Genomic DNA, 25676 nt, shown 5'->3' with positions numbered 1-25676 from the left:
TGCGGCGTCTGCGGGAGGATCGGGGGGTGCTCAGGAGCCACGGTGGATGCCTTCCGGGGGTGGGGGCGGGTTACGTAACGTCAGTGACCGCCGGACCCGGAAAGGTTGCCGTCCGTCCGGAGCCGGAACGCGGCGGTGCGCGCGGCAGCCGCTTCACCCGTTCGGCCCCGCACGGTGGCGGGGCCGGACGGGAGCTGCGCAGGCTGTCCCGAAAGCTGCCGATTCGCTGGGGTGGCGGAGCCTGAAGGGGGTGCGACGTGTCGGACGCCGGTGGACCGGTCCCTGGGACGCCCACGGGCGATGTCATGGCGGTGGCACTCCTGGACGCCCTGTTCAGCCAGCCCGCGGTGGGACTGCACGTCCTGGACACGGAACTGCGGGTGGAGCGCGTCCACGCCCTGTCCGACGCGGTCGGCGCCGACCAGCTGGTGGGACTGCACTTCACCGAGGCCTACCGGCTCGATGATCCGGAAGAAGCGCAACGGCTGCTGCACCAGGTGCTGGAGAGCGGCTTGCCCGTGCTCAACCGGGTCTTCCGCGGGCGGCTGATGCGGGCGCCCGGCCCCAGCCGCAGCCTGATGGTCACCCTCCACCGCCTGGACGACCCGCGGGGGCGGCCGCTCGGGCTGCTCGCGGCGGTCGTCGACATCAACGAGCGGGAGAAGGCGCGTTCCCGGGCGGAGTGCCTGACGGCCGTACGCAGAGAAGTGGGCCACTCCCTCGATGTGGCGGCGACCTGCGAGGGCCTGGTGACGGCGCTGGTGCCGCGGTTCGCCGACTTCGCCGTGGTCGAGGTGGTGGACGAGATCCTGCGGGGTTCACCCCCTCCGCTCAGTCCGCTGGGGCGCGATGTCCCGCTGCGCCGCGCGGCACAGCGGGGGTCCGGCGGCGACAGCATGGCCGGAGACATGCGGCGGCTGCCCGGCCGTACGCCGTTCGCGCTCGCCGTCACGGATCTGCGCCCCCGGCTGTCCACGCTCGGCCCGGACACCCCGTGGCTGGCCGCGGATCCGGACAGCGCGCAGATGATCGAGGTGTCCGGGGCCCACTCCCTGATCGTGGTCCCGCTGAAACTTCACGGCGCCGTGCTCGGCCTGGTGAGTCTCTACCGGTTCCGTGGCGTCGAGCCGTACGACGAGGCCGACCTCGCCCTCGCTCTGACGGCGGCCGCCCATGCCGCGCTGAGCATCGAGAACGCGCGGCGCTACGAGCGCGACCACGTGATCGCGTCGACCGTCCAGCGCCGGCTGCTCCCCCAGCACAACGGTGCCCGGGTCGCCGTCGAGACCGCGCACGCGCTGCTTCCGGGGCGCAACAGCGGCTGCTGGTTCGACACCATCGGGCTGTCCGGTGCGCGTACCGCGCTGATCATCGGCAATGTCGAGGGGCACGGGCTGCAGACGGCCATCACCATGGGGCAGTTGCGCACGGTCATCCACGCGCTGTCCGGCCTCGACCTGGAACCCGACGAGGTGCTGGCCCGGCTCAACGACACGGCGGACCGGCTGGCCGAGGAGCGCAGGTCGCTGCCGCCCGGCGACTCGCTGCACAATCAGTCCCTGACTGCGACCTGCATGTACGCGGTCTACGACCCGTTCGCCCGGACCTGCACCGTGGCGCGGGCGGGACATCCGGCGCCGGTCGTCGTGGCGCCCGACGGCAGCCCGATCGTCCTCGACGTACCGGAGGGTCCACCGCTCTTCTCCGAGGACAGCGCCCCCTTCGCCACGGCGACGATCGAGCTCGACGAGGGCAGTGTGCTGGCGTTCCTCACCGGTTCGCTGCTGCCGGACACCCGGGCCGTGGCCAGGGTGCAGGACGCGCTCGCCTATCCGGACCGCCGCCTGCGGCAGCTGTGCGACGCCATCATCTACGGCCTGCCCGCCGACGCCCATCCCGACGGTGCCGCGCTGCTTCTCGCCCGGACCGGCGTGGTCCCGCCCGACCGGGTCGCGACCTGGGAACTGGCTCACGACCGGACCACGCCGGCCATCGCCCGTACGCTCGTCCGGGACCGGCTCGAAGGGTGGAACCTCGACGAGGAGACGATCGAGGCGACCGAACTGATCGTGAGCGAGCTGATCACCAACGCGGTCCGCTACGGGACCCCGCCGCTGCATCTGCGTCTCCTGCTGGACCGCACCCTGACCTGCGAGGTCCACGACACCAGTCCGGTGGCGCCCAACCTGCGCCACGCGCGGACCGTGGACGAGGGCGGCCGCGGCCTGTTCATCGTGTCGCAGCTCGCCACGCACTGGGGCACCCGGTACGGCCCCGACGGCAAGGCCCTGTGGACCGAACAGGAGATCCCGGCCCCCGACGGCGGCTCCTGACGGGCCGGCAGCCGATGGGTGCCGGGGCCGGCCCTCGGCCCGGACCTGCCCGGGTCAGCGGACACAGGTGCGGCGCACCGCGGCCGGGTGGGCCGTGGTGCGCCGCGGTCAGGAAGCCGGCAGCGGCCCCGGGTTCAGGGGGCGGCGGTCAGCGGTCAGCGGCGGCCCCCGTGGTGGTGGCGGCCCCAGGACTTCGAGTCGATCTTGTGACCGTGTTCGTCCCTGAGGGTCGCCGTGTCGCTGCTGTCCCAGACGTGGCGGCGGAGGTCCTGGTAGACATCACGGCTGTCGTCGCGGCCGACACCGGTGTGCACGCGCACCGAGGAGCGGCCGGCCAGACGCAGATCGAAGCGGTAGGTGCGGTGGCTCTCGTCACTGAGGGTCCAGCCGCGCAGGTTGACCGAGCTGCGGCCGGTGTTGGTGACGGTGACCCATTCACCGTTCAGGCTCCGGTTCGAGCGGTTGTCGCGGCCGGGGCTGTCGTGCTGGATCTTGCCCAGGACGACGGCCGAGCGCGGGGCCGGCTTGCTGTGGCCTCGGCCGTGGTCGTGACCGTGGTCGTGGCCGTGGCCGTGGCCGTCTGCGGTCGCCGGAAGAGCGGCGGCGGCCAGGAGTGCGCCGGAAGCGAGAACGGTGGCGGTGATCCGCCGTGCGGAACGGGACATGAAGACCCCTCAGATGCAGGCCCGGACCGTGCGGTCCGGGCGTTTTTCGGTCCCGGCGTGATGCCGAGAAGGCACACTTTGACCCTGTTGCCCGTTCAATGGACACCACCCCGGTACGTGTTACGAAGTGCGGACATTTCCGTCACACACGGCTGCAGGCGCCACCCACCGGACCCTCCGGGTACCTGTCAATCCCTGTCCGCTGCATCCAGCCGTACGGCGCCGGGTTGACGCGGGCGGACACCCTGGCTCCCCCAACACCGCAGGCCGTACAGGGCACATGGATCGGGTCCCGGAACCTGTAACAGCCACCGCACGATCGGACCTGAACGTCCGTTCCGTTACCCCCGGAAAGAGCGCACAGAAGTTCTCTCGAACAACGGGCGAGGCGTGTGATCGCGCCAGTGTGGACCGCGCGTGGCCGAGTGGCAGGGCTGCGATGAATCGAGGTTCACGGCCCGGCAGGTACGGCCGCCTCGGCGGGGCGGCGCCTCCCGGACCAGCCGAGCAGGACCACCGAGCACACGGCGGCGAACGCGCACCAGGTCGAGATGAACTCCAGCCGCCACAGGGCGGCGCAGACCGCGGCCCCGGTCCCGGCCAGCGCCCCGAGCCACCGCAGCCACCGGTCGCCGGACAGCAGCAGCGATCCGACGGTGGCCAGGAGGTAGCCCGCGATGAGCAGCCCCGGACGCGGCAGATCGAGCACATAGCCCAGGGTGTGCCCCCGGATCTGCGCGGTCACGGGCCGGACGGCCAGGCTGTACCCGAGGGCGGCGGACGTCGCGGCTCCGGCCGCCAGGGGCACCAGCAGACGACGCCGGGCGTTCGGCGGCGCCGCGCACAGCACACCCACCGGTACCCACAGCGCCAGCAGCGGCAGTGCGATGACGGCCCAGGCCACGGTCGCCGGGCCGGTGCCGCCGTCCGCGCGCCAGACCGCGGACTCGATGATCTGATGGGCGCCCAGCAGCAGCGGGAGCGCGGCGAGCGGCAGGTCCCGGGTCCGGCGCGTCCGCAGGACGCAGGCCACGCCGATCGCGGCCACTGCGGTGCCCGCGACAAGATCGGCGGTCGCGCTCCAGCACATGGCGTCACCCGGGGGTCTCTCGTTCGCGTGAACCGGTCTCCTCCCCGGTCACGCTACGGCCCCTCCCGTGGGCACGGGCCGTTACACGGGCCGTGCGGCAGGCTCAGGCCGTCGCGTCCGACCAGGCGTACGGCGGCGGCACCGGCCCGTCCGCGGGCCCCGCGCCGGCCTCTCCGAGTTCGCGGTCGGCCACGCTCATCAGCTGGGCCGCGACATCGCGCATCGCACGGCTCGCCGCGAGTTCGTCACCGATGGTGGGGACGTCCGGGTCCTGTGGGCTGCAGCGGGCGACGCCGTGGCCGGTGAGTTTCGCCGTGCCGGTGTCGAGCACCGCCTCCGCCTTCGTCGCGCCGTCCTCCTCGGACAGGTCCACGTGGACCGTCCATTCCAACGTCCGGCTCATCGCACACCTCCCGGCCCGCGCCGGCCGCCAGGCGACGCCGCCATACGGGCTCACTCCCAGCATCCACCCAACCGGCGGGCCACGCGCGTTCCGGGCAGCCGCTGTCCGCTCGGACTGCGCGGATCACCGCACCGAAATAGGATGACGTGAGCCGCGTCCGAAGCAGCGCGCGGCCCTGTCCCGGATCCGAAGCGCTGATCGCCGGATCGTCCCGCCACGACAGACTCTGTGGTGCGGCTCGCCACCACACGCGCTGCGGAGCGGCCCATGAACCGGCGTCGTCCTCCCCGCTCGGCCAGTGCCGAGGAATTGCTGACCACGCTCCAGCACCTCACCTCCCGGGCACGCCGCGAGGTGGAGCTTCATCAGGCGCGGGTAGAGCTGGCCGAGGCGCTTCAGCGCGAGATGCTCCCCTCGTCCCTGCCCGCCCTGCCGGGGCTGCAGACCGCTGCCCGCTACACGCCCGCGCGCAGCGGTCTGGACATCGGGGGCGACTGGTACGACGGCTTCCAGCTGCCGGACGGTTCGCTCGCGTTCGCCATCGGGGACGTGCAGGGACACGATGTCGAGGCGGCGGCCTTCATGGGCCAGATCCGGATCGCGATGCGCGCCCTGGCCGTCATCGCGGCCGATCCGGGCGAAGTGGTGCGGCGGACCAATGACCTGCTGCTGTCCGTGGACTCCGGCCTCCTCGCCACCTGCACCTTCGTCCGGATGGACCCGTTCACCCGGGAACTCCGGAGTGCCCGCGCGGGGCATGTCGCCGCGGTGTGGGCCACGGCGGACGGGCGGTCGGGCACCACCGAGGACGAGGGCGGTCTGCCGCTCGGCATCCAGACCGGCGAGGAGTACCCGGTCACCGCCCGGCGGCTCACGACCGCCGGCACCTTCGTGCTGCTCACCGACGGAGTGATCGAGGGGCCGTCCTACTCGATCGACGAGGGGCTGGACGCGGTGGTCCGCCTGGTGCGCTCCCGGGTCGGCGACGACGCGGACGAACTGGCCGACGCGATCCTGGAGACGGCGGAGCGCACCGGGCACAAGGACGACGCCGCCGTGCTCGTCCTGCGCCACGACGCGTTCCCCGCCGCCCCCGGATGACGCAGCGATCAGGGCCGGTGCGTGTCACGCGGCCGCCTCCCGCGGGGGCCGGTGTCTGATGAGAACCGTGATCCGCAGCGAGGAGTACCGGCGCAGGGCCACGGCATTATCACTGCGCATGCCGGCAGTCGCCGCCGCCTACTACGTGTCCGGGGGGCTGGGACTTCTGAGGCAGGTGACCGTCAACGGCGCGGTGGTCACACCGCTCTGGCCGCCGACCGGGATCGCCCTGGGCTGCCTGCTGATTCTGGGACCGCACATCTGGCCCGGGATCGCTCTGGGCTCGCTGCTCGTCATCGCCACGCTCAGCACCTCGGTGACGCCGTCGACGGCCGCGGTCGTGGCGGGCAACACGCTCGCACCCGTCTGCGCCTGCCTGATACTGCGCCGGGTCGGCTTCCGTCCGGAGCTGGACCGGCTGCGCGACGGCGTCATGCTGGTCTTCCTGGGTGCGTTGGCCGGGATGGCCGTCAGTGCGACCGTGGGCACCGCCATGCTGGCGCTCGACGACAAACTGCCCACGAGCGGGTTCTGGACTGTCTGGGTGGCATGGTGGGCCGGAGACGCCATGGGGGTGCTCGTGGTCACCCCGCTGGTCCTCGTCGTGCTGCGCAAGTTGCGGATGCCCCGGGTGACCGACCGGTGGATCGAGGCCGGCGCGCTGCTGACCGTCACGGTCGCGGGCTCGTTGCTGGCCACCCGTGGTCCGCTGTCGAGCTCTATCTGGTGTTCCCGATCCTCATCTGGGCGGCGCTGCGGTTCCAGCTCGCGGGCAGCGCGCCGTGCGCGCTGCTGGTGTCGGTCCTGGCGGTGGTCGCGGGGACGGAACAAGTCGGTCCGTTCGCCGGCCACGGCATGGTCGAGGTGATGATCAACCTCACGGTCCTCAACGGGGCCGTTGCACTCACGTCGCTCCTGCTGGCCGCCATCGTCGCGGAGCAGCAGAACATCCGCCGTCGGATCGAGCGCGCCTGCGAGGAACTGGCCGATGTGGTGGACCACCTCGCGCCGGGCAAGTCGGCGGCCGCCTGGCCGTCCCGGGCGAGGGACGAGCGCGAGGGCCGCTGACCCCCACCGCGCCCGGGGGTCACCGCGGGAAGTGCCGGTCCAGGAAGTCGTTGCGGAAGGTGGCGGCCGGGTCGTACCGGGCCATCAGCTTCTCGAAGTCGGCATACCGCCCGTACAGCGTGCGCAGGACGTCGGGGGCGGTGGCGAACACCTTGCCCCAGTGCGGCCGCGCGGCGAACGGCGCCAGCGCCTCCTCGATCTCCCGGAGGACCGGTGCCACCGCCTCGGTGTCCGGTATCCAGGTGAAGTGGAAGGCCACCGAGTCCCTGCCGGACGCCGGGCTCAGCCACAGGTCGTCCCCCGCGACGGTACGGATCTCGGAGATCTGCAGCAGCGGGGTGATCCGGTCCCGGAGCCGGCCCACCGCCTCGTAGGCGGCGGCGGCGTCCTCCCGGGCCACGAAGTACTCCGACTGCAGCTCGTCCCCGTTGCTGGGGGTGAACTCCCGCCGGAAGTGCGGCAGCCTGCGGTGCCAGGCTCCTGCGGCGCCCTGCTGCCGGGTGCAGTTGCCGGCCGGCACACCGGCGATCGGGTGGCGCGGACCGTCGGCGAGCCGTGCGCCCAGCCAGTCGCCGGGCGCCTGCCGCGCTCCCCCGCTCCCCACCCGCTGCTTGAGCCACACCTGGCCGACCGGTCCGGGGCACCAGTCGGTGAAGACGCTGACGCTGTACGCGGCCGACATCACCTCGTCGAAGGCCCCGGTCAGCCGGGACTCGGGAAGATCCTCGTAGACCCACTGCTGTACGTCGAAGGCCGGGACCATGTCCAGCGTCAGCCGGGTCACCACGCCCAGCGCGCCCAGGGAGACCACCGCTCCGGGGAAGTCCGCGTCGCCCCGCCGCAGGGAGAGGGTCCCGCCGTCCGCCGTGACCATGTCCAGTGCCCGGACGGCTCCCGCGAGCGACCGGTTCCCGACACCCGAGCCATGGGTTCCGGTCGCACAGGCGCCGGCCACCGAGATGTGCGGGAGGGAACCCAGGTTGTGCAGGGCGAAGCCGCTCTCGTTCAGCTCGCCGGCGAACTCGCCGAAGCGCAGCCCCGCGCTCACCGTCACCGCACCGGCCGCCGGGTCGATCTCGACCACGCGCGGCAGACCGGCCACCGACACGAGGTCCCCGGCGGTGTCCGCGACGGCGTTGAAGGAGTGCCGGGTACCCAGGGCGCGTACCGCGGTGGAAGCGGCCACCGTCTCCCGCAGCTCGGCCTCCGAGCGGGGTACGCACAGTCGCCTCGCGCCGAACGTGACGTTGCCGGCCCAGTTCTTCTCCGCGGGAGTCACCGTGCGTCCTCTTTCACTCGAGGCCGGGCGCAGTCTCCCGACGGTGCATTCTCCCAGACAGCCCCGCGGAGCCACCCCACGAACAGGCAGCGCAGACCAACCGAGCGGCCACGTAGGGTAGTTGTCGAAGAGGAGGTACATATCCACACACCGCCCGATTGTGGTGCCGCCCAAATACCAACACCAGCGCACAGAACCTGTGATCCAGCGCGGAACGGGACGAGTTCCGGCTCACACCGCATGTCTGAACTTCACTGGAACTCCAGCGAAATGGCACGTGTGTGGATATCGTGCACCGAGCGAGGGCGCATCCGTCAGTCCACAGGATCGGCGGATGCGCCCCGTTTGTGGAGATGCAACTGTGACTGGGGGGTTCATGGGGCATGTCGAGCTACCCGAATCCGATAGATCAGGACCCGTGGGACTGGCGGGGGCACCTCGCCCACGGACCACTTCGAACCGGCCCCGCAGCCAGAAGTTCGACCGGCTGCCGCAGGGCCCGACCGTACAGCGCGAACGTTCCGCCCGGCCCGGGCCGAAGCCAGGACCCGGCCGGTACCTGCCTCTGGTCATCTGCCTGGACCTGCTCGGGCTCGGGCTTCCCGGCTGGCTCGTCCTGCGCACCGACGGCGAGCCCGGGGCTCTGGCCGGCGCGTCCGCGGCGGCCCTGGTGTGGTCCGCCGTGCGGGCCGCGCGTGGCCGGTACTCGCTCCGGGCGCCCGGCCGCCCGGCCGGAGCGCTGACCGTATCCGGGGACTGGCTGCTGCTCATCGGCGTACTGGCGGTGCTCTGGACGGTGGCCGACGGGTCCATCGATCCGGCGGCGGCGGTCGTGGCACTGATCCCGGGCCTGCTGGCGGCCACGGCGGTGTCCGGAGTCCGTCAGCTGCCGCGGTGGGGGAAGCGGCGGACGGCCCGCCGGGTACTGGTGGTCGGCGAGACCGCGGGGGTGGACCGGGCAGTGCGGCTGCTCGGCTCCCGTTCGGACCACGGCTACGTCGTGGTGGCCGCCGTACCCGTGGGAACGGCGGCGCTGAACTGCGACGCCCCGGTCCCGGGGCGGCTCGCGCCCACACCCGCCGACGACGACGCCTCGACGGTGCTGGGCGCGGCCTTCGCGCACGAGGCCGACCTGGCGCTGGTGGTGCCGGGGCCGGAGCTCACCGAGGAACGATTACGGCGGCTGTCCTGGGGGCTTCACGACGGCGGGCTCGAACTGTCCGTGCTGTCGCACCTCTCGGAGATCGCGGCGGGCCGGGTCCGCCCGGCGTCGGCGGCCGGACTGACCCTGCTGCACATCGTGCCGCCGCTGCGGCGGGGAGCGCAGCCCGCGCTCAAGGCCGCGGTGGACCGGACCGGCGCCGCCCTCGGACTGCTCGCACTGGCCCCACTGCTGCTGCTGGTCGCGGCGGCGGTCCGGCTCACTTCCCGCGGACCGGTCTTCCACCGGCAGATCCGCCACGGGCAGCACAACCGGCCGTTCACCATGTGGAAGTTCCGCACGATGATCGCGGACGCCGAACGGCACCGGGCGCACCTCGCCGCCTCCAACGAGATCGACGGCCCGATGTTCAAGATGCGCCGCGACCCCCGGGTCACCCGCGTCGGCCGGCTGCTGCGCCGCTCGTCCCTCGACGAGCTGCCCCAGCTCTTCAATGTCCTACGGGGTGACATGTCCCTGGTCGGACCACGCCCGCCGCTGCCGGACGAGGTGTCCCGCTACGACGAGCGCGAGCTGAGACGGCTCGCGGTCAAACCGGGGCTGACCGGCCTGTGGCAGGTCAGCGGGCGCTCCGACCTGTCCTGGCAGGAGACCGTGTCGCTCGACCTCTGGTACGTGGACAACTGGTCCGTGGCCACGGACATGGGACTCATGGCCCGTACCCTGCGCGCCGTCACCGACGGCCGCGGGGCCTACTGAGAGCGGCGGCAGGGGATGCGAGGAACGGGGAGGGGCCGGGTGGACGGCAGTGCGACGGCCTCCGCCCACCCGGCCGGGAGGGCCGGTCCCGGCTGCCGGTCAGACCCGGGTGCCCTGCTGCTGGAGCCACCATGCGTAGGTGCCGGCGATTCCGTCACGCAGCTCGATCCGCGGTGCGAAGCCGAGGGAAGCCAGCCGGGACACGTCCAGCAGCTTGCGCGGGGTGCCGTCGGGCTTGGCCGTGTCCCATTCGACCAATCCCTGATAGGACGTCACATCAGCTACTGTCGAAGCGAGTTCACGAATCGTCAGGTCTTCGCCGGAGCCGACGTTGACGGGTGCGTCACCGTCGTAACGCTCCAGCAGCAGCACGCAGGCGGCGGCCAGGTCATCGACGTGCAGGAATTCGCGCCGGGGGCTTCCGGAGCCCCAGAGCGTGACGGCCGGCGCCCCGCTCAGCCGCGCCTCGTGGAAGCGGCGGATCAGTGCGGGCAGGACGTGCGAGGTCTCCAGGTCGAAGTTGTCGCCCGGTCCGTAGAGGTTGGTGGGCATGGCGCTGATGTACGAGGCGCCGTACTGCCGGCGGTAGGACTGGGTCTGCACGATCCCGGCGATCTTCGCGAGCGCGTACGCCTCGTTGGTCGGCTCCAGCGGGCCGGTGAGCAGGGCGCTCTCGGGGATGGGCTGCGGGGTGCGCCTGGGGTAGATGCAGGACGAGCCGAGGAAGAGCAGCCGTTCGACGCCCGCCGCGTGCGCCCCGGCGATCACGCTCAGCTGGATCCGCAGATTGTCCTCCAGGAACTGCACCGGGTACGTGCTGTTGGCCATGATCCCGCCGACCTTGGCGGCGGCCAGTACCACGGCGTCCGGACGTGCGTCCCGCAGAAAGGCCGCGGTCCGCTCGGCGTCACGCAGGTCCAGCTGGTCGCGGCCGCGCGTTATCACCTCGTGGCCTTCGGCGGTGAGGCGGCGCACCACCGCCGAGCCCACCAGACCGCGGTGGCCCGCGACGAACACACGGGCGCCGGGCCGTAGCAGGGACGGGACGGATTCCTGGGGAGGGCCGGGGAGATCAGTCGTCATGGCTCGGATTGTGCCAGCAGCTCCCTCACGCGGTGACGTTTTACCGCAGATCGCTCAAACTCTGAAATTTCGGCGACCAACAGCCTCTCGGGCGACCACAGAAGGGGGAGACGTGGCGAAGACCGCGCTCATCACCGGCGTGACCGGACAGGACGGTTCGTACCTGTCCGAGCTGCTGCTGCAAAAGGGATACACGGTCCATGGACTCATCCGCCGTTCGTCGAGCTTCAACACCGAGCGGATCGACCACATCTACCAGGGCCCGGAGGAGGAGGACCGCTCCTTCGTCCTGCATCACGCCGATCTCGCCGACGGTGTCGCCCTGGTGAACCTGCTGCGCGACATCCGGCCCGACGAGGTCTACAACCTCGGCGCGCAGTCGCACGTCCGGGTCTCCTTCGACGCCCCGCTGTACACGGGGGACATCACCGGGCTCGGCACGATCCGTCTCCTGGAGGCCGTGCGCGCCAGCGGCATCGACACCCGCGTCTACCAGGCGTCGTCCTCGGAGATGTTCGGCGCCAACCCGCCGCCGCAGAACGAGCGGACGCCGTTCCATCCGCGCAGCCCGTACAGCGTCGCGAAGGTCTACTCGTACTGGTCGACGGTCAACTACCGTGAGGCCTATGGCATGTTCGCGGTCAACGGGATCCTCTTCAACCACGAGTCCCCGCGCCGCGGCGAGACCTTCGTGACCCGGAAGATCACCCGCGGGGTGGCCCGGATCAAGGCGGGCCTGCAGACGCGGCTGCATCTGGGAAACCTGGACGCGGTGCGCGACTGGGGTTACGCCCCCGAGTACGTCGACGCGATGTGGCGGATGCTCCAGTGCGACGCCCCGGACGACTACGTGGTGGCCACCGGCGAGGGGGTCAGCGTCCGGCAGTTCCTTGAGTACGCCTTCGAGCACGCCGGTCTGGACTGGCGCGAGCACGTCCGGTACGACGCGAAGTACGAGCGCCCCAGCGAGGTCGACGCGCTGATCGGGGACGCGTCCAAGGCGGCGGAACTGCTCGGCTGGAAACCGGCCGTGAAGTCGCGTGAGCTGGCCCGGATCATGGTCGACGCCGATGTCCGGCAACTGGCCGACCAGCTCACCGGGGCCGCGGTGCGGGTGGACCGGTGAGCCGCCCCGGACGTCTCAGACGTACGCCCGGCGAGGTGTTCGCCGCCGTCCTCGCACTCACCGCCGGGGCGCTCACCGCGTCCGCGGCCACCGCTCGCCCGGCCGCGGCGCTGACCCCGCCCGTCGGTTTCACCGCCGACAACCTCGCCACGTACCAGACGAACGGCATCGTCTGGTCGCTCGCCGAGACGAACGGCGTCGTCTACGCGGGCGGCACGTTCACCAACGTGCGCCCGGCCGGCTCCCCGGCGGGCAGCAACACCACCTCGGCGGTCAACTTCGCCGCGTTCGACGCCGCCACCGGGGCGCCCACCGGCTGCTCGCTCTCCTTCACCCGGAGCAGCGGCACGGCGCCCGTGCGGGCGCTCGCCGTCTCACCCGACAAGTCCACCCTGTACGCGGGCGGTTACTTCAACGCGGTCAACGGGAAGGGCGCCAACGGCCTGGTGGCCGTCAACACCGCCGACTGCACGCTACGTGCGGGGTTCGCACCGAACTTCGGGGCGACCGTGCGGGCGCTGGACGTGGCGGGGGACGGAACCGTCTACGCCGGCGGCGACTTCCAGAGCCTAGACAGCCGGACCCGCCGCTTCTTCGGCGCGGTCACCGCCGCCGGTGCGGTGACCGCGTGGAACCCGGACGCCGACGATCCGGGCAGGACCCTGAAGGTCACCCCGGACGGGCAGAACGTGCTCATCGGCGGCGACTTCTTCACCGTGGGCGGCGCGAACTCGCACGCCCTCGCGGTGACCAGCGCCGCTTCGGGTGCGCTGACCCGTGCCTACACCGGAAACTTCATCCCGTCGTCCGCCGTGATCAAGGACATCGTCACCGACACCGCGTCCAACGGCTGGTACGCCGGCGGCGAGGGCGCCGGCGGTGCCTCCTTCGACGGACGTCTGGCCATGGGGCTCGACACCTTCGACCAGCGCTGGCGGGACACCTGTCAGGGCGCCACGCAGGCCCTGCGGGTCTACCGGGGAGTGCTCTACGCGGGCAGCCACGTCCACGACTGCTCGACCATGGGAGGGTTCCCCAACCAGGTGCGCAAGCACCTCACCGCCCAGTCGGTCGGCGATCCGGCCATGCTGGGCTGGCTCCCGGACACCAATGACGGCATTGGTGAACCGGTGGGGCCGCGCGCCCTGACCGTCTCGTCGCGGGGCGGCCGCGACTTCCTCTGGGTGGGCGGCGAGTTCACCACGGTCAACGGGGTGGCGCAGCAGGCGCTGACCCGGTTCGCCACCACGCCGGACACCGGGGCGCCCTCCGTACCCGTGGTGAGCCTCTCGGCGCCGCGGGCCGGTGCGGTGCGGGTCAGCTGGCGTTCGGGCCTGGACCTGGACGACAGCCTGCTGACCTACCGGGTGTACCGCAACGGCGGCTCGACGCCCGTCCACACCACGACCGGCTCCTCGCTCTTCTTCAGCAGGCCCCAGCTCACCTTCACCGACACCGATGTCGTGGCGGGCCGGAGCTACTCGTACCGGATCACGGCGAGCGACGGCACCAACACCAGTGCGCTCTCCGCCAACGCCACGGTCACGGCGGCCGGTTCGTCGAGTCCGTACGCGCAGCGGGTGCTCGCCGACGGGGCGGATCTGTACTGGCGCTACGACGAGGCGGGCGGCGCGTTCGCCGCCGACGCCTCGGACAATGACGACGGCGGCGTGTACGTGAACGCCCCCTCGTACCGATCGGCACCGTCCGCCGTGGCCGGTTCGTCGACGCTCGCCCTCAACGGCGCCGACGAGTACGTGTACAGCGACCGGCTGCACCACTACACGTCACCGACCCCGTACTCCATCGAGACCTGGTTCCGTACGGACACGGGCCGGGGCGGCCGGATCGTCGGCTACGGCAACAACATCGGCAGCGCGCAGGGGCACACCAGCGGGATCTCCGACAAGCTCCTCTACCTCACCGACAACGGGCGCCTCGCGTTCGGCGTACAGGTCGGCAGCACCAGCAGTCGTCCCACCGTCACCTCGGCCGCCTCGTACAACGACAACGCCTGGCACCACGCGGTGGCCACCCAGGGACCGTCCGGCATGAGGCTGTACGTGGACGGCGCGTCCGTCGGCTCCAACGCCACGGCCGGCAACCGCTCGTACAACGGGTACTGGCGAGTCGGCGGCGACGCCATGGCCAACGGCTGGCCCAGCCGCCCCACCAGCACCTATTTCGCGGGGCAGGTCGACGAGACGGCGTTCTATCCGTCGGCGCTGAGCGCGGCGCAGGTGGCCGCGCACCACGATCTGGCGGACACCCCGCCGGGCCCCGGGGACACCACGCTCACGCTGACACCGACCGAGGACGCGTACGTCAACAGCGTCGCCGCGAACACCACGTACAACAACGACCAGCTCGCCTCGCGGGGTACCACGGCCTATCTGAGCTACCTCCGGTACACGCTGCCCACCGCCCCGGCCGGGCAGGAGCTCAGGAGTGCCCGGCTCACCTTCCGTACCTCGTCGGACCCCACGGCGGGCTCGGCCGACAGCCACACCCTCGTGCCGGTCTCCGGCGCGTGGACCGAGTCGGCGGTCACCTACAACTCCCGGCCTTCGCTCGCCACGACGGTGCTGGGGACCATCTCCGGCGCGACCGCCGTCTCCACCGACTACTCGGTGGAGCTGGACGCGCCGGCGCTGGGCGGAGCCCTGGGCTCCGCCTACTCACTCGCCCTCACCAGCGGCGGAACGGATTCGCTCCGCATCTGGTCGGGCGAGGTCGCAACCGCGGCCCACCGGCCGCAGCTCGTTCTCACCTTCGGAGCTGAATGATGAACGAAAGTACGGGGCGCAGATCCCGTGGAAGCGGCCGGGTACGGGCCGCGGCCGCCGCGCTCTGCCTGCTCACCGGGGCCCTGAGCGCCGCCGCCGGGGGCTCCCCGGCCACGGCGCTCACCCCACCGGTCTCGCTGACCGCCGACGACCTCTCCACCTGGCAGACCAACGGCATCGTCTGGTCGATGGCCGCGACGGACGACGGGGTCGTCTACACGGGCGGCACGTTCTCCACCGTACGGCCGCCGAACGCGCCTGCCGGGACGTCCGAACAGCCCGCGGTGAACTTCGCCGCCTTCGACGCCGCGACCGGTGCGCCGACCGGCTGCAGCCTGTCGTTCACGCTCTCCTCGGGAACCGCGACCGTCCGGGCCCTCACCCTCTCCCCCGACGGCAAAACCCTTTACGCCGGGGGCCAGTTCGGTTCGGTGAACGGGGTCGGCGTGAGCAATATCGCGGCCATCGACACGGCGACCTGCACCCCGCGCACGAACTTCAAGGTCGCCGTCTCCGCGACCGTCCGGGCCCTCGCCGTCACCGACGACACGGTCTATCTGGGCGGTGACTTCAACAGTGTCGCGGGACAGACCCGGAACAAGTTCGCCGCCGTCACCACGGGCGCGGCGCTGAAGCCGTGGACGGCCAACACGGACGAGGTCGGCCGGGCCGTCGAGGTCACTCCCGATGGACAGCACGTCGTGATCGGAGGCGACTTCTTCACCGTCAACGGCACCGCGTCGCACGCCCTCGCGGTGGTGAACGCGACGACGGGTGCCCTGGACAAGAGTTACCCGGGCTTCATCCCGAATACCTCGACGGTGCAGGACCTCACCGCGGACGCCACCAAGTTCTACACCGCCAACGAGGGCACCGGGGGTGGTGTCTTCGACGGCCGGATCGCCGTGGACCTGACCACCTTCCAGCAGGTGTGGCGGGACACCTGTCTCGGTGCCACACAGGCCGTCCTGGTGCACAAGGGGGTGCTCTACAGCGGCAGTCACGCTCATGACTGCGCCTCGATGGGTGAGTTCCCGGACCAGCCGCGCAAGCATCTGCTGGCGCAGTCCGTCGATGATCCCAAGCTGCTTCCGTGGTTCCCGGACACCAACGACGGGATCGGGGAGCCGGTCGGCCCCCGGGTGATGGCGCAGACCGACAAGGGCGGGCATCACTACCTCTGGGTGGGCGGCGAGTTCACCACCGTCAACAGCTCACCGCAGCAGGGGCTGACCCGCTTCGCCGACGGCCCCGACACCGGGGCGCCCTGGGTGCCCAACGTGAGCGTCTCCACGGTCGCCCCGAACAAGGTGGACGTGAACTGGCAGACGAGCTTCGACACGGACGACGGGGAGCTGACGTACCGCGTCTACCGGGACGGCGCGAGCACCCCCGTGTACACCACGACAGGCTTCTCCGTGTTCTGGGACCGCCCGCAGCTGCGGTGGACCGACACCGATGTCGCACCGGGTGAGACGCACACCTACCGGATCAGTGCGAGCGACGGCATCAACACCAGCGCCAAGTCACCCGCGGTGACCGCGACCGTGGCGTCGAAGGCCGAGAGCTACCCGGCCAGGGTGCTGTCCGACGGCGCCACCCTGTACTGGCGCTACGACGAGGGCACGTCCACCTTCGCCGCCGACACGGGAGCGGGCCTGGACAACGGCTTCCTGCGCAACGCGCCCTCCTACCGGCAGACCCCGGCCGCCGTGGCCGGGCCCTCGACCGCCATCGGGTTCAACGGGACCACTCAGTACGCGTACAGCAACCGGAGTCATGCCCAGGCCACGAAGTTCTCCGTGGAGACCTGGATCAAGACGACGACGACCCGGGGAGGGAAGATCATCGGCTTCGGGAACAAGACCATGGAAGTCAGCGGCCAGTACGACAAGCATGTGTACATGCTCAACAACGGGCGCCTCACCTTCGGCACCCACAACGGCGGCGGCCGGACCGTCAGCACAACCGCGGCCTACAACGACGGTGCCTGGCACCATGTCGTCGCGACCCAGGGTTCAGGCGGCATGGCCCTGTACGTGGACGGACAGCTCCGTGCCTCGAACGCGCAGTACACCACGAACGAGAACTACACCGGCTACTGGCGGGTGGGCGGGGACAACCTGGCGAGCTGGCCGAACCGTCCGACGAGCGACTTCTTCGCCGGACAGATCGACGAGACCGCCGTGTACCCGACCGCGCTGACCGCTGCCCAGGTCAGTGCCCACTACGCCTTGAGGACAGGTGGATGAGACATCCGTTCCTGGCCGGCGCCGTCGTCATCATCACGACGGCGGCGCTGGCCGCCTGCGGCTCCTCCTCCGGCGGAGCCGGGGAGAAGACGGCCGGCGCCCCCGCCGCGGCCTCGGCGGGGCCGGTGGCCGGCGCACCCGCGGAGCCGGACGGCTCCGCCTCAAAGGGCCCGCGGGCCTCACGCTCCAGTGAGCCACCGAAGACCCCCACCGACGAACTCACCCCGGCCACCGGTACGTTCACGAAGAAGCAGAAGGAGTACCTGGTCGACCGGGTACCCAAGGGCATGGACCCGGCGGCGGTCCTCCAGACCGGACAGGAGACCTGCGACCGGCTGACGTACCTGGTCAAGGTCGACCGGGACACCGCGGTCGGGGCCGTGGCCACGGGCGAGATCGCGGACGCCGGGCCCGCCGTCGGGCACCTGTGCCCGCGGCACGAGGAGGTCGTGGAGCGGGCCTCGCGGGCGTACGCCGACGGCATGTACAAGGGCGCACAGCTCCGGCCGGGCCGCTACCGCGACGTCACACCCACGAAGAACTGCAGTTGGGAGATCACCGGGGCGAACGGCAAGAACCTCGCGTCGGGTTCGTCCGACGACGGGAAGCGGACCGGCATCACGATCCCGAAGGCGGCCCGCACCTTCACCTCCACAGGCTGCTACGCCTGGCTGCCCGAAGGAGACAACGGATGAACAAGCTGCCGATAGCCGTGGCCATCCCCACGAAGAACGAGGGGCTCAACATCGCCGAGGCGGTGAAGTCGGTCCTCGGCCACTTCGAGGCGGTCGTCGTGGTCGACTCGCACAGTACGGACGACACCGCGAAGATCGCCGCGGAGTGCGGGGCCGAGGTCGTCATGTACACCTGGGACGGTGGACATCCCCGGAAGAAGCAGTGGTGCCTGGATCAGGTCCGCACGGACCTGGACTGGATCCTGCTGCTCGACGGCGACGAGCGGCTGAGCCCCGGTCTGCTGGCCGAGCTGCGGCAGGTCTTCGCCGATCCGGACGCGCCGAGGCCCGCCGCGTACGACATTCCGCTGGGGTACTGGTTCTCCGGGAAGCGGCTGCGGCACGGCTACACCATCCGCAAGCGGTCGCTGACCGACCGCACCCGCAGCCGGTACCCGGAGGTGGGGGATCTCGACGCGCCCGGCATCGGCGAGGTCGAGGGCCACTACCAGCCGGTCGCGGAGACCGCCGGGTCCCTCCGCAATCCGATCGAGCACCAGGACCTCGACCCGGTGACCGCCTGGTTCGAGCGGCACAACCGGTACTCGGACTGGGAGGCGTGGCTGGAGCACCATCCCGAGGTCAAGGAGCAGGTGCGCCGGGTCAAGTCCCGCCAGGGGCAGCTGTTCCACAAGGCGCCGTTCAAGCCGCTGGTGTCCTTCGCGTACATGTACGTGTACCGGCGGGGCTTCCTGGACGGGCGGGCGGGCCTCGACTTCGCCCTGGCGATGAGCTTCTACCGGTGGCAGATCGCCCTGAAGTCGCGTGGGGTACCTGCTTCTTGAGTCACCGGCGCTTCCGGCGGACCACGCTCTCGTAGGTCCGCCGGAGCGTCCGGGTCACGACGTCGATGGTGAAGTGCTCACCGACCAGCTCCCAGGCGGCCTGCCCGGCCTCGGCGTTGGCCTTCGGCTCCAGCAGTTCCAGGACCGCCCGCGCGACCTTGCCCGCGTTGGCCGCGTCGTCGCCGACCCGGCTGTCGATCACCCGGCCCGCACCGGCCTCGGCCACGTCGGGGCCGAGGCCGCAGGTGCGGGTGATGACCACGGGGGTGCCGACGGACATCGCTTCGAGAACCGAGACGCCGAGGGGTTCCTCGATCGACGGCAGGACGTACACATCGGCCTGCCGTCCCGCCGCCAGCACCTCCTCGTGGCCGAGCGGTCCGACGTGGTCGAGCGAGTCCAGCACGCCCAGTTCACGGGCCAGCCGGAGCGTGCCGGGAAGTGCGCCGGTGTCCGGTCCCGCCAGCACGAACCTGGCGTCCGGGTACTCGGCCAGTACCGCGGGCATCGCGGCGACGAAGTCCTCCGGGCGCTTGCGCTCCTGTATCCGGGCGAGGAAGAGCACCGTCGGCGGCCGCGCGGGGTCCCGGTCGGGCTTGCGCTCCTGCGGCCGAACGCCGTTGACCAGGCGCACCGTCCGGGTGAGCCGCACCGGGGCCGCGACGGCGTTCACATCGATCCGCTCGCTCTCGGTGAGGTGCAGCACCGCGTCCGCGCCGCGCAGGACCCTCCGTACGCCCAGCAGGTCGGTCAGCTGCGCCACCCGTTTCTCGGTCGGGTCCACCATGCCGTGCGTCTGGACGACCAGCGGGGTGCCGGAGGCCAGTGCCAGCAGCGCGGCGGGCAGCGTCACCAGATCGCGCATCAGATGCACATGGACGACGTCGGCGCCGTGCATCATGCGACGCGCGGCAAGCAGCAGCGGCCCCGAGGTGATGCCGCTGACCTCGAACCGCGGCAGCAGGTGGCGGGCCTGGTAGAGGTGCGCGGGCACCCCCTCCACCTGGGACGGCAGCGGGCCGTCGAAACCGTCGCCCAGTGCCATGATCCGGGCGTCGTCCCCCTCGGCGCGCTGTACCTTCGAGAGATTCAGGGCCACCCGGGTCGGACCCCCGAAGGCGTGGTCCGGAGTGTGCAGTGTGACGACGTGCAGGATCTTCACCAGGGTTCCCCTCGACCTCGGCAGCAGTTCACAGACTAGTCATCACATCCCCCCAAGTGGGTTGATTCGTTAGAGTGTTCACAGGATCACGGAACGGGGAACAGATGACGTCCGTGCACGGGGTGACGCCGTCCGCTCCCGTCCTGGAGAGCGGACCGGGGCGTCCGGTCGAGCCGCCCGCCAAACCCATGTCCTGGGCGATGCTGTCGCGCGCGATGGCCGTGCCGCTCATCCTCGGCCTCGTCTGCTTCCTGCCCGCGCTGATCGCCGCGCAGCCCGGGAGCGGGGTCCGGGACACCGCGTACTGGCTGCAGCTGGTGCTGACGTGCTACTCGGGGGCGCGGCTGGCGACCATGATCCTCTCCACCCGGCGCCGGCTGCTGCAGGGCGTCTTCTGGATGTTCGTGTACATCGCGATGGGGGTGGCCCCGTTCGCCCAGGCCGTCATCGGGCAGACCCCGACGCCGATGGTCGGGCCGCGCTCCGACCTGGTGACCGCGATCGCGCTCGTCCTGGTGGGCTGCGCCGCGTTCGACCTCGGGGCCCTGCTGGCGTCCCGGCGTCCGCTGCGCAGGCGCACCACCGCGCGCGGGAGCGGTGGCCGGGCCACCGCGCACCCGGTCCGGCTGCGGCTGCTGGTGCTGCTGGCTTTCGCGGCGAGCGGCTACTACGTGCTGAAGCTCGGCGGGCCCGCGGTCTTCTTCTCCAGCAGGCAGGAGATCAGCGCCTCGGTCGCGGAGAGCGGGGTCGTGTCCAGCGGGTCCAATGTGGGGTCGGCGTTCCTCAAGGGGTTCGGTACGGTTCCGGCCCTGCTCGCGTTCCTCTTCCTCACCCGGCGGCTGGTGACCTCGCGCCGGGCCCGGCGCTCGCCGTCCACCGTGCTGGTCTGGTGCGCGCTGGTGCTGGTGAACCTGGTCGTGAACAACCCCGTCTCCAACGCCCGTTACTGGTTCCTGACGGTGCTGGTCTCACTGCTGTTCACCGCGTTCCCGGCCAGTGCGGCGATGTACCGCTCGGTGCTGGCCATGGGCGTGATCGGGGCCCTGGTGCTGTTCCCGTACGCCGACCGGTTCCGCTACGACGACTCCGGGTACCGGCCGGTGCAGTCGTCCTCGGTCTTCGAGCCGCTTGCCACCAAGGACTACGACCAGAGCGTCATGTTCGCCAACACCATCTCCTGGGTCGACACCCGGGGCCACACCTACGGGCGCCAACTGGCGGGCTCCGCCTTCTTCTTCGTGCCGCGGGCCGCGTGGAGCGGAAAGCCGGAGGACACCGGGGTGCGGGTCGGGCAGTGGATGGGGATGAACATGACCAACCTCTCGGCGCCGCTGTGGACCGAGCTGTGGGTCGACTTCGGCGCCCCCGGCATGATCGGCGGCTTCGCCGTGATCGGGTACGCGGCCGCGCGCACCGACCGCCGGTACGCGCGGGCGGTCTCCCGGGACGGTCCGGGGCCCGGCAGTGTCCTTGCCATCGCGGCTCCGCTGATCGCCGGGTACACCTTCATCCTGCTGCGCGGCCCGCTGTTGCAGGCGGCCGGGAAGCTGGCCATCGCCGCACTGTGCCTGGCGCTGGTCACGAGTTTCAGGGACCGGAACGAACAGCGGTCGCACTGACCGCGGCTGGTTCCGCGGCGCCGCGACGGGTCAGCCGCGCCACCCGGGTCCAGGTGGCGATCGCCTTGCAGACGGAGCCCAGACACAGGCCCCAGGCGGCGCCCGGTACCCCGCCGAGCAGGTATCCCCCGGTCAGGAAGGCCACCGCGGCGAGTGAGAAGACCACCTGGATGGAGAGCGTGGTGCGCGGATCGAGCAGTCTCAGCGCCAGCAGTCCGCAGGTGCCGACGGCCATCGCCGCGTACTGGCTGCCGGTCGCGGGGAGCAGCGCCGCCGCCGTGGGCCAGGTGTCGCCGAGCAGATGGCGGCCCACCGTCGCGGGCAGCAGGGCGAGAACGGTGGCCCAGCCCGCGGCGGTCGCCGCCAGGACCGCGGCCAGGACCGCGGTGGCCCGGACCCTGAGCCGGTCGGTGGCGAGCCGTCCGAGCAGCGGCGGGCCGAAACCGGTGGCGGAGGTGAACAGCACGTTCAGCGGGCCGAAGAGGGTGGTCGCGCCGCGCAGCGCGCCGACCACGAGCGGGTTGCCGACCACGCCCAGGCCGAGCACGGAGAGCTGGCTGGTGGCGTTGCCCACCCCGAACTCTACGACGAACCGCCGGCCGAGGTGGCCGCGCCGCAGCAGGGGCCGAAGCCGCACGGGGCTGCCGGCGGTCCGGCGGTGCAGCACGGTGCCGGACAGCAGGAGCGCGGGCAGTGCGGAGAGGCCCCAGACGGTGACGAGCCGGGCGGCCGAGGTGCCGTGCGGCTGTACGGTCAGCGCGCCGAGCACGCAGATCAGCCGGAGCGTGTCCGCGGCCAGGGCCAGGTGCTGTGCCTGGAGCGTGGCGAAGGCGTAGCGGGCCGTGTCCTGCCCGAGGACGACGGGCAGGACGAGTCCCAGCATCATCAGGGCCCGTGCCGTGTCTCCCGGAAGTACCGCGCAGACGGCAGCGAGCAGGGCGCCGAGGAGCGCCGAGACGAGCAGGGTGAAGCCGACCGCGGACCGGCAGGCGCCGCGGGTCTCCTCGCCCGCGCCGCGGCGCAGCACCAGCGGCTGTCCGGTATAGGCGCCGAAGACACCGAGCAGCACGGTGAAGACCAGGTACACGCCGGAGAACCGTGCGAAGTCGGCGACGGTGGAGAGCCGGGCCGCCACCACCAGGACCAGGATGTTGGTGAGCGCCGCCACCCCCTGGTCCGCGACCGAGCAGACGATCGCGGTGCGTGCCTTCATCTGCGTCCCGCGGTGCTGCTGTGGTCGCTGCCGCCGTTGCCGCTGTACCGGGTGCCGCCGTCCAGGGTGCGCAGCCCCATCGTCTCGGTGGGGTCGCCCGCGCTGCCGCCGTCGGCCCGGTCGGATCCGTCCGGCTGTCCGTGGCCGTCCTGCCCGTCACGTCCCTGTCCTTGTGTCCGCCGGTTGCGGGCGCGGCGATTGGCCGCCTTCCCCCGTGCCCGGCGCTCCAGTCGTCCCTGACCGGGGTGCAGCAGGGCGCCGAGTACGGACCCGCCCGCGGCGCCGATGATCTCGCGGATCCGCTCCAGGTCGCTGCGGTGCACCTCGCGCGGGTCGCAGACCACCACGACGCCCTCCACGCGGTCGATGAGCGCGACGGCGTCGGCGTACGAGAGTACGGGCGGGGCCAGCACGATGACGACGGCTCCGGGCCGGCCGCCCTCGGCGACGATCCGGCCGACGGGCTCGGAGGTCAGGGCGCGGGGCACATTGTCCATCCGGCGGCCCGCGATCAGGGTGAAGGCCCCCGATCCGGGCACGTCCACGTTGGTGCGGCTGTCCGAGGGCCAGCCCCGTTCGTCGCGCTCCGCGGCCCAGCGGGGCCGGCCGCCCCGGGTCGCGGCGCCGAGGTCCCTGGCCAGGGACGGGGTGCGCAGATCCGCTTCGACGAGCAGAACGTCACGGCCCATCTCGGCGAAGGCGGCCGCCAGGTTGACCGCGGCGGCGGCGGCCATGTCGTTGTCCCCGCGGGGCGCCGTGACCAGGAGCCGTCGGCGCTCGGCGAACGAGGGGTCGTAAGCGAGCCGGAAGGCCACCGCCCGGTACTCCTCGGCCAGCCGGCTGCCGCTGCGTCCGATGGCGAGCAGCTGGCCCACCGCGGCGCGGTCCCTGGGCAGGGTGCCGAGCAGCGGGGCGCCGAGCGAGCGGACGAGTTCCCTGGTGGAGCGGACCGCCGGGTCGAAGACGAGCCGTACCCAGGAGAGCAGCAGGCCGAGGGCGAGCCCGACGACGCCGCCGAGCCCGAGGAGCAGGGGAAGCCCCGCGCCGGTGGGCCGCTCCGGTGCGACCGGCTTCTTGTTCAGATAGCCCGGTGTGGTGTCGAGGGCGCGCAACTCCGAGATCTTCTGGCTGAGTCCGGAGATGGCGACGATCAGGTTGGCGCGGGCGCTGGTGACGTCGCTGCCGACGGTGCCGGTCTCCTGCTCGGCCAGCCGGTCGCGCTGCTCGGTGAGCGGCTTCAACTGGGCGCGGTAGCCGTCGACCATGTTGTCGATGCTGTTCTCGGTGCGCTCCCGGCGGATCTCCAGGTAGGCCTCGGCCAGTGCCTGGGCCCGTGCCCTGGCCTGTTCGGGGTCGCGGGCGGTGTAGGAGAACCTGAGCACCAGGGTGTTGGGCGGGTTGGTGACCTGGAGGCCGGTCAGCAGCTTTCCGACCTCCACCGTGTCGCCGTGCTTGACCAGCGAGCCGACGGCCACGGTACCCACGGCGTCACTGACGGCGGTCTGGCGTTCGGAGCCGATGTTGATGCCCTTGTCGGCCGAGGCGCCCGCGGCGAACGGGTCCGAGGTGGCCGAGCGCACCGACACCTCGCCGGTGGAGGTGTAGGTGTCCTCGCCGCTCAGGGCGAGCCAGCCGCCGCCGAGCAGTCCGACGACCACGCCGCACGCGAGCAGCGCGCGGTAGCGCAGGAGCTGGCGGAACTGGTCCCGCAGCAGCGCGGGTTCGTCCTGATCCTCCAGGGCGCGGATCGGCTGGGTCATCGGCGTGGTCTCCCTTGGGCGTCCTGAAGGACCTCGGTGAGCAGTGCGTCGAAGCGGGCGAGACCGGCCTCCCGGCCGAGGTGACGTGCCACGTACCTGGGTCCGTGGGCGCCGAGCTCGTCGGCGGCGGCCGGCTGCTCGACGAGTTTGCGGACGGCCGCCAGCACCGCGGCCGGGTCCTCGGGGGCGACGAGGAGCCCGGCGCCGGAGCGCTGCACCTCCTGGGCGGTGCCCCCCTCGTCAGCCACCGAGGCGACGACGGGGCGGCCCGAGACGAAGTACGAGGTCAGCTTGGAGGGCACGCTCATGTCGAGTACGGATGCGCGCTGGGTCACGGCGAGGACGTCGGCGGCGGCCAGGACGTCGGTGAACTCCTCCGCCCCCGCCGCCGGCAGGAAGTCGAGGTTGGGCAGCCCGGCCGCGCGGGCCAGCAGCGCCTCGCGTTGGTTGCCGTCGCCCATCAGCACGATGCGTATCCCGGGGGCGAGCCGGGCCGCGTCGACGAGGACCTCCAGGCCCTGTTTGAGTCCCATGTTGCCCGAGTGCAGAACCACCGGGGTGTCCTCGCGCCAGCCCAGGCGCGCCCTGGTCATGGCACGGTCGGCCGAAGGGGCCTGTACGTGGCTCCAGTTGGGCACCAGCCGGATGCGTCCCGGGTCGACTCCGTAGGCGGTGACCCGGGGGACGAAGCTCTCGTGGATGACGCCGACGAGCGAGGCGGCGCGCAGCGCGTACTCCTCGGCCCGGGACGCCACCGCCGCCGCCCGGCCGCCGCCGCGGATACCGCTCTGCGCGGCGGCGGCGCCCATCAGGTCCTGCACGACGGGTATGTACGGGACCCGGTGGCGACGGGCCAGCCGGGCGCCCAGAATGCCGCCCGCGAGGCTCGGCATCTGGGAGATCACCGCGTCCGCCCGCACCGCGGGCGGTGAGACCAGCCCGTGCGCGAGGACGGATGCCTCGAACGCGGCTCTGCGCAGGGCGCTCTGACGAGGCGGCACATAGTGTCTTCGCCGGTGGACCGTCACCCCCGAGCGTTGCTCCTCGGCCCGCCACACACCCCGGTACTCCGGCTCGGTCCGCCAGGACGGATAGTGCGGCATCCCGGTCAGCACATGGGTCTCGGCGCCGGACGCGGCCCAGTGCTCGGCGAGTTGCGCGGCGTACGGGCCGATACCGGTCAGCTCCGGTGCGTAGTTGGTCGAGACCACCAGCAGTCGGCGGTGCTGGAACGGCTTGTGCTGATCTGCGTCTGGCATCGGACGGTCGCCTTCCCCCGGGGCCACCTGTGTTCCC

Annotated in this window: 18 protein-coding genes and 1 pseudogene; 10 read left to right on the top strand and 9 right to left on the bottom strand. The window is 71.8% G+C overall.

The window, feature by feature from the left end:
* Positions 1 to 257: 257 nt before the first annotated feature.
* Positions 258 to 2333 carry a SpoIIE family protein phosphatase gene (locus tag OG322_RS35940; RefSeq protein WP_443066577.1) on the top strand — a complete coding sequence of 692 codons (2076 nt, stop codon included), beginning with the start codon at positions 258 to 260 and terminating at the stop codon, positions 2331 to 2333.
* A gap of 155 nt (positions 2334 to 2488) precedes the next feature.
* Here OG322_RS35940 and OG322_RS35935 read toward each other — a convergent pair whose 3' ends face one another.
* From OG322_RS35935 to OG322_RS35925, 3 genes are all read right to left on the bottom strand, one after another.
* Complete coding sequence (locus OG322_RS35935; protein WP_329307477.1) at positions 2489 to 2998, bottom strand: lamin tail domain-containing protein; 510 nt, start codon at positions 2996 to 2998, stop codon at positions 2489 to 2491.
* A 451-nt stretch (positions 2999 to 3449) separates the two neighbouring features.
* On the bottom strand, positions 3450 to 4088 hold the full coding sequence (locus tag OG322_RS35930) for a DUF6629 family protein (RefSeq protein WP_124286336.1): 639 nt from the start codon (positions 4086 to 4088) through the stop codon (positions 3450 to 3452).
* Between the two features lie 103 nt (positions 4089 to 4191).
* Positions 4192 to 4491 (bottom strand): DUF1876 domain-containing protein, encoded by a 300-nt coding sequence (locus OG322_RS35925; RefSeq protein ID WP_123467166.1) that lies wholly within the window; start codon positions 4489 to 4491, stop codon positions 4192 to 4194.
* Between the two features lie 267 nt (positions 4492 to 4758).
* Between OG322_RS35925 and OG322_RS35920 the strand changes: the two genes are divergently transcribed.
* Both OG322_RS35920 and OG322_RS35915 read left to right on the top strand, forming a co-directional pair.
* Positions 4759 to 5592: a PP2C family protein-serine/threonine phosphatase gene (locus tag OG322_RS35920; RefSeq protein ID WP_124286335.1), complete on the top strand. Its 834-nt coding sequence runs from the start codon at positions 4759 to 4761 to the stop codon at positions 5590 to 5592.
* 67 nt (positions 5593 to 5659) lie between these two features.
* Positions 5660 to 6660: pseudogene (locus OG322_RS35915) on the top strand (MASE1 domain-containing protein).
* A gap of 19 nt (positions 6661 to 6679) precedes the next feature.
* Here the strand turns inward: OG322_RS35915 and OG322_RS35910 are convergent.
* On the bottom strand, positions 6680 to 7939 hold the full coding sequence (locus OG322_RS35910; protein WP_329307476.1) for an FAD-binding protein: 1260 nt from the start codon (positions 7937 to 7939) through the stop codon (positions 6680 to 6682).
* Between the two features lie 418 nt (positions 7940 to 8357).
* Between OG322_RS35910 and OG322_RS35905 the strand changes: the two genes are divergently transcribed.
* On the top strand, positions 8358 to 9860 hold the full coding sequence (locus OG322_RS35905) for an exopolysaccharide biosynthesis polyprenyl glycosylphosphotransferase (protein WP_123467172.1): 1503 nt from the start codon (positions 8358 to 8360) through the stop codon (positions 9858 to 9860).
* Between the two features lie 99 nt (positions 9861 to 9959).
* Here OG322_RS35905 and OG322_RS35900 read toward each other — a convergent pair whose 3' ends face one another.
* Positions 9960 to 10943: a GDP-L-fucose synthase family protein gene (locus OG322_RS35900; RefSeq protein ID WP_329307475.1), complete on the bottom strand. Its 984-nt coding sequence runs from the start codon at positions 10941 to 10943 to the stop codon at positions 9960 to 9962.
* A gap of 112 nt (positions 10944 to 11055) precedes the next feature.
* On the opposite strand from OG322_RS35900, the gene gmd reads away from it, so the two are divergent.
* From gmd to OG322_RS35875, 5 genes are read left to right on the top strand one after another with little or no spacing between them, the layout of a single operon-like run.
* On the top strand, positions 11056 to 12069 hold the full coding sequence (gmd, locus tag OG322_RS35895; RefSeq protein WP_124286333.1) for a GDP-mannose 4,6-dehydratase: 1014 nt from the start codon (positions 11056 to 11058) through the stop codon (positions 12067 to 12069).
* On the top strand, positions 12066 to 14855 hold the full coding sequence (locus OG322_RS35890; RefSeq protein WP_329307474.1) for a LamG-like jellyroll fold domain-containing protein: 2790 nt from the start codon (positions 12066 to 12068) through the stop codon (positions 14853 to 14855). The genes gmd and OG322_RS35890 overlap by 4 nt, the downstream gene beginning before the upstream one ends.
* Positions 14855 to 17107, top strand: coding sequence for a LamG domain-containing protein (locus tag OG322_RS35885; RefSeq protein ID WP_123467180.1), 2253 nt, complete (start codon positions 14855 to 14857; stop codon positions 17105 to 17107). The genes OG322_RS35890 and OG322_RS35885 overlap by 1 nt, the downstream gene beginning before the upstream one ends.
* Complete coding sequence (locus OG322_RS35880) at positions 17104 to 17802, top strand: hypothetical protein (protein WP_124286332.1); 699 nt, start codon at positions 17104 to 17106, stop codon at positions 17800 to 17802. Before OG322_RS35885 ends, OG322_RS35880 begins: the two co-directional genes overlap by 4 nt.
* Complete coding sequence (locus OG322_RS35875; protein ID WP_123467184.1) at positions 17799 to 18626, top strand: glycosyltransferase family 2 protein; 828 nt, start codon at positions 17799 to 17801, stop codon at positions 18624 to 18626. The genes OG322_RS35880 and OG322_RS35875 overlap by 4 nt, the downstream gene beginning before the upstream one ends.
* 1 nt (position 18627) lies before the next feature.
* On the opposite strand, the gene OG322_RS35870 is transcribed toward OG322_RS35875, so the two are convergent.
* A complete protein-coding gene (locus tag OG322_RS35870; protein ID WP_329307473.1) occupies positions 18628 to 19788 on the bottom strand; it encodes a glycosyltransferase in 1161 nt (386 codons plus the stop codon).
* Positions 19789 to 19892: 104 nt separating this feature from the next.
* On the opposite strand from OG322_RS35870, the gene OG322_RS35865 reads away from it, so the two are divergent.
* Positions 19893 to 21407: a hypothetical protein gene (locus tag OG322_RS35865; protein WP_443066576.1), complete on the top strand. Its 1515-nt coding sequence runs from the start codon at positions 19893 to 19895 to the stop codon at positions 21405 to 21407.
* On the opposite strand, the gene OG322_RS35860 is transcribed toward OG322_RS35865, so the two are convergent.
* The 3 genes from OG322_RS35860 to OG322_RS35850 are packed head-to-tail and all read right to left on the bottom strand — an operon-like array spanning position 21376 to position 25639.
* Complete coding sequence (locus OG322_RS35860) at positions 21376 to 22620, bottom strand: hypothetical protein (RefSeq protein WP_123467188.1); 1245 nt, start codon at positions 22618 to 22620, stop codon at positions 21376 to 21378. The genes OG322_RS35865 and OG322_RS35860 overlap by 32 nt on opposite strands.
* Positions 22617 to 24380: a lipopolysaccharide biosynthesis protein gene (locus OG322_RS35855; protein ID WP_123467190.1), complete on the bottom strand. Its 1764-nt coding sequence runs from the start codon at positions 24378 to 24380 to the stop codon at positions 22617 to 22619. Before OG322_RS35855 ends, OG322_RS35860 begins: the two co-directional genes overlap by 4 nt.
* The gene (locus OG322_RS35850) at positions 24377 to 25639 is read right to left on the bottom strand and encodes a glycosyltransferase (RefSeq protein ID WP_329307472.1); all 1263 of its coding nucleotides are present in this window, start codon (positions 25637 to 25639) and stop codon (positions 24377 to 24379) included. The genes OG322_RS35855 and OG322_RS35850 overlap by 4 nt, the downstream gene beginning before the upstream one ends.
* Positions 25640 to 25676: the final 37 nt, after the last annotated feature.

Source organism: Streptomyces sp. NBC_01260 (genome assembly GCF_036226405.1).
Lineage (GTDB): Bacteria > Actinomycetota > Actinomycetes > Streptomycetales > Streptomycetaceae > Streptomyces > Streptomyces laculatispora.
Note: the sequence above shows the minus strand (reverse complement) of the source record. Positions and strands in the feature narration are given on the sequence as shown.

What these genes read in the sequence shown, in the direction of transcription:
- OG322_RS35935 (WP_329307477.1), bottom strand. Translation starts at nt 2,998, where the DNA reads ATGTCCCGTTCCGCACGGCGGATCACCGCCACCGTTCTCGCTTCCGGC.
- OG322_RS35885 (WP_123467180.1), top strand. Translation starts at nt 14,855, where the DNA reads ATGAACGAAAGTACGGGGCGCAGATCCCGTGGAAGCGGCCGGGTACGG.
- OG322_RS35860 (WP_123467188.1), bottom strand. Translation starts at nt 22,620, where the DNA reads ATGAAGGCACGCACCGCGATCGTCTGCTCGGTCGCGGACCAGGGGGTG.
- OG322_RS35920 (WP_124286335.1), top strand. Translation starts at nt 4,759, where the DNA reads ATGAACCGGCGTCGTCCTCCCCGCTCGGCCAGTGCCGAGGAATTGCTG.
- OG322_RS35900 (WP_329307475.1), bottom strand. Translation starts at nt 10,943, where the DNA reads ATGACGACTGATCTCCCCGGCCCTCCCCAGGAATCCGTCCCGTCCCTG.
- OG322_RS35875 (WP_123467184.1), top strand. Translation starts at nt 17,799, where the DNA reads ATGAACAAGCTGCCGATAGCCGTGGCCATCCCCACGAAGAACGAGGGG.
- OG322_RS35850 (WP_329307472.1), bottom strand. Translation starts at nt 25,639, where the DNA reads ATGCCAGACGCAGATCAGCACAAGCCGTTCCAGCACCGCCGACTGCTG.
- OG322_RS35880 (WP_124286332.1), top strand. Translation starts at nt 17,104, where the DNA reads ATGAGACATCCGTTCCTGGCCGGCGCCGTCGTCATCATCACGACGGCG.
- OG322_RS35925 (WP_123467166.1), bottom strand. Translation starts at nt 4,491, where the DNA reads ATGAGCCGGACGTTGGAATGGACGGTCCACGTGGACCTGTCCGAGGAG.
- OG322_RS35930 (WP_124286336.1), bottom strand. Translation starts at nt 4,088, where the DNA reads ATGTGCTGGAGCGCGACCGCCGATCTTGTCGCGGGCACCGCAGTGGCC.
- OG322_RS35865 (WP_443066576.1), top strand. Translation starts at nt 19,893, where the DNA reads ATGACGTCCGTGCACGGGGTGACGCCGTCCGCTCCCGTCCTGGAGAGC.
- OG322_RS35855 (WP_123467190.1), bottom strand. Translation starts at nt 24,380, where the DNA reads ATGACCCAGCCGATCCGCGCCCTGGAGGATCAGGACGAACCCGCGCTG.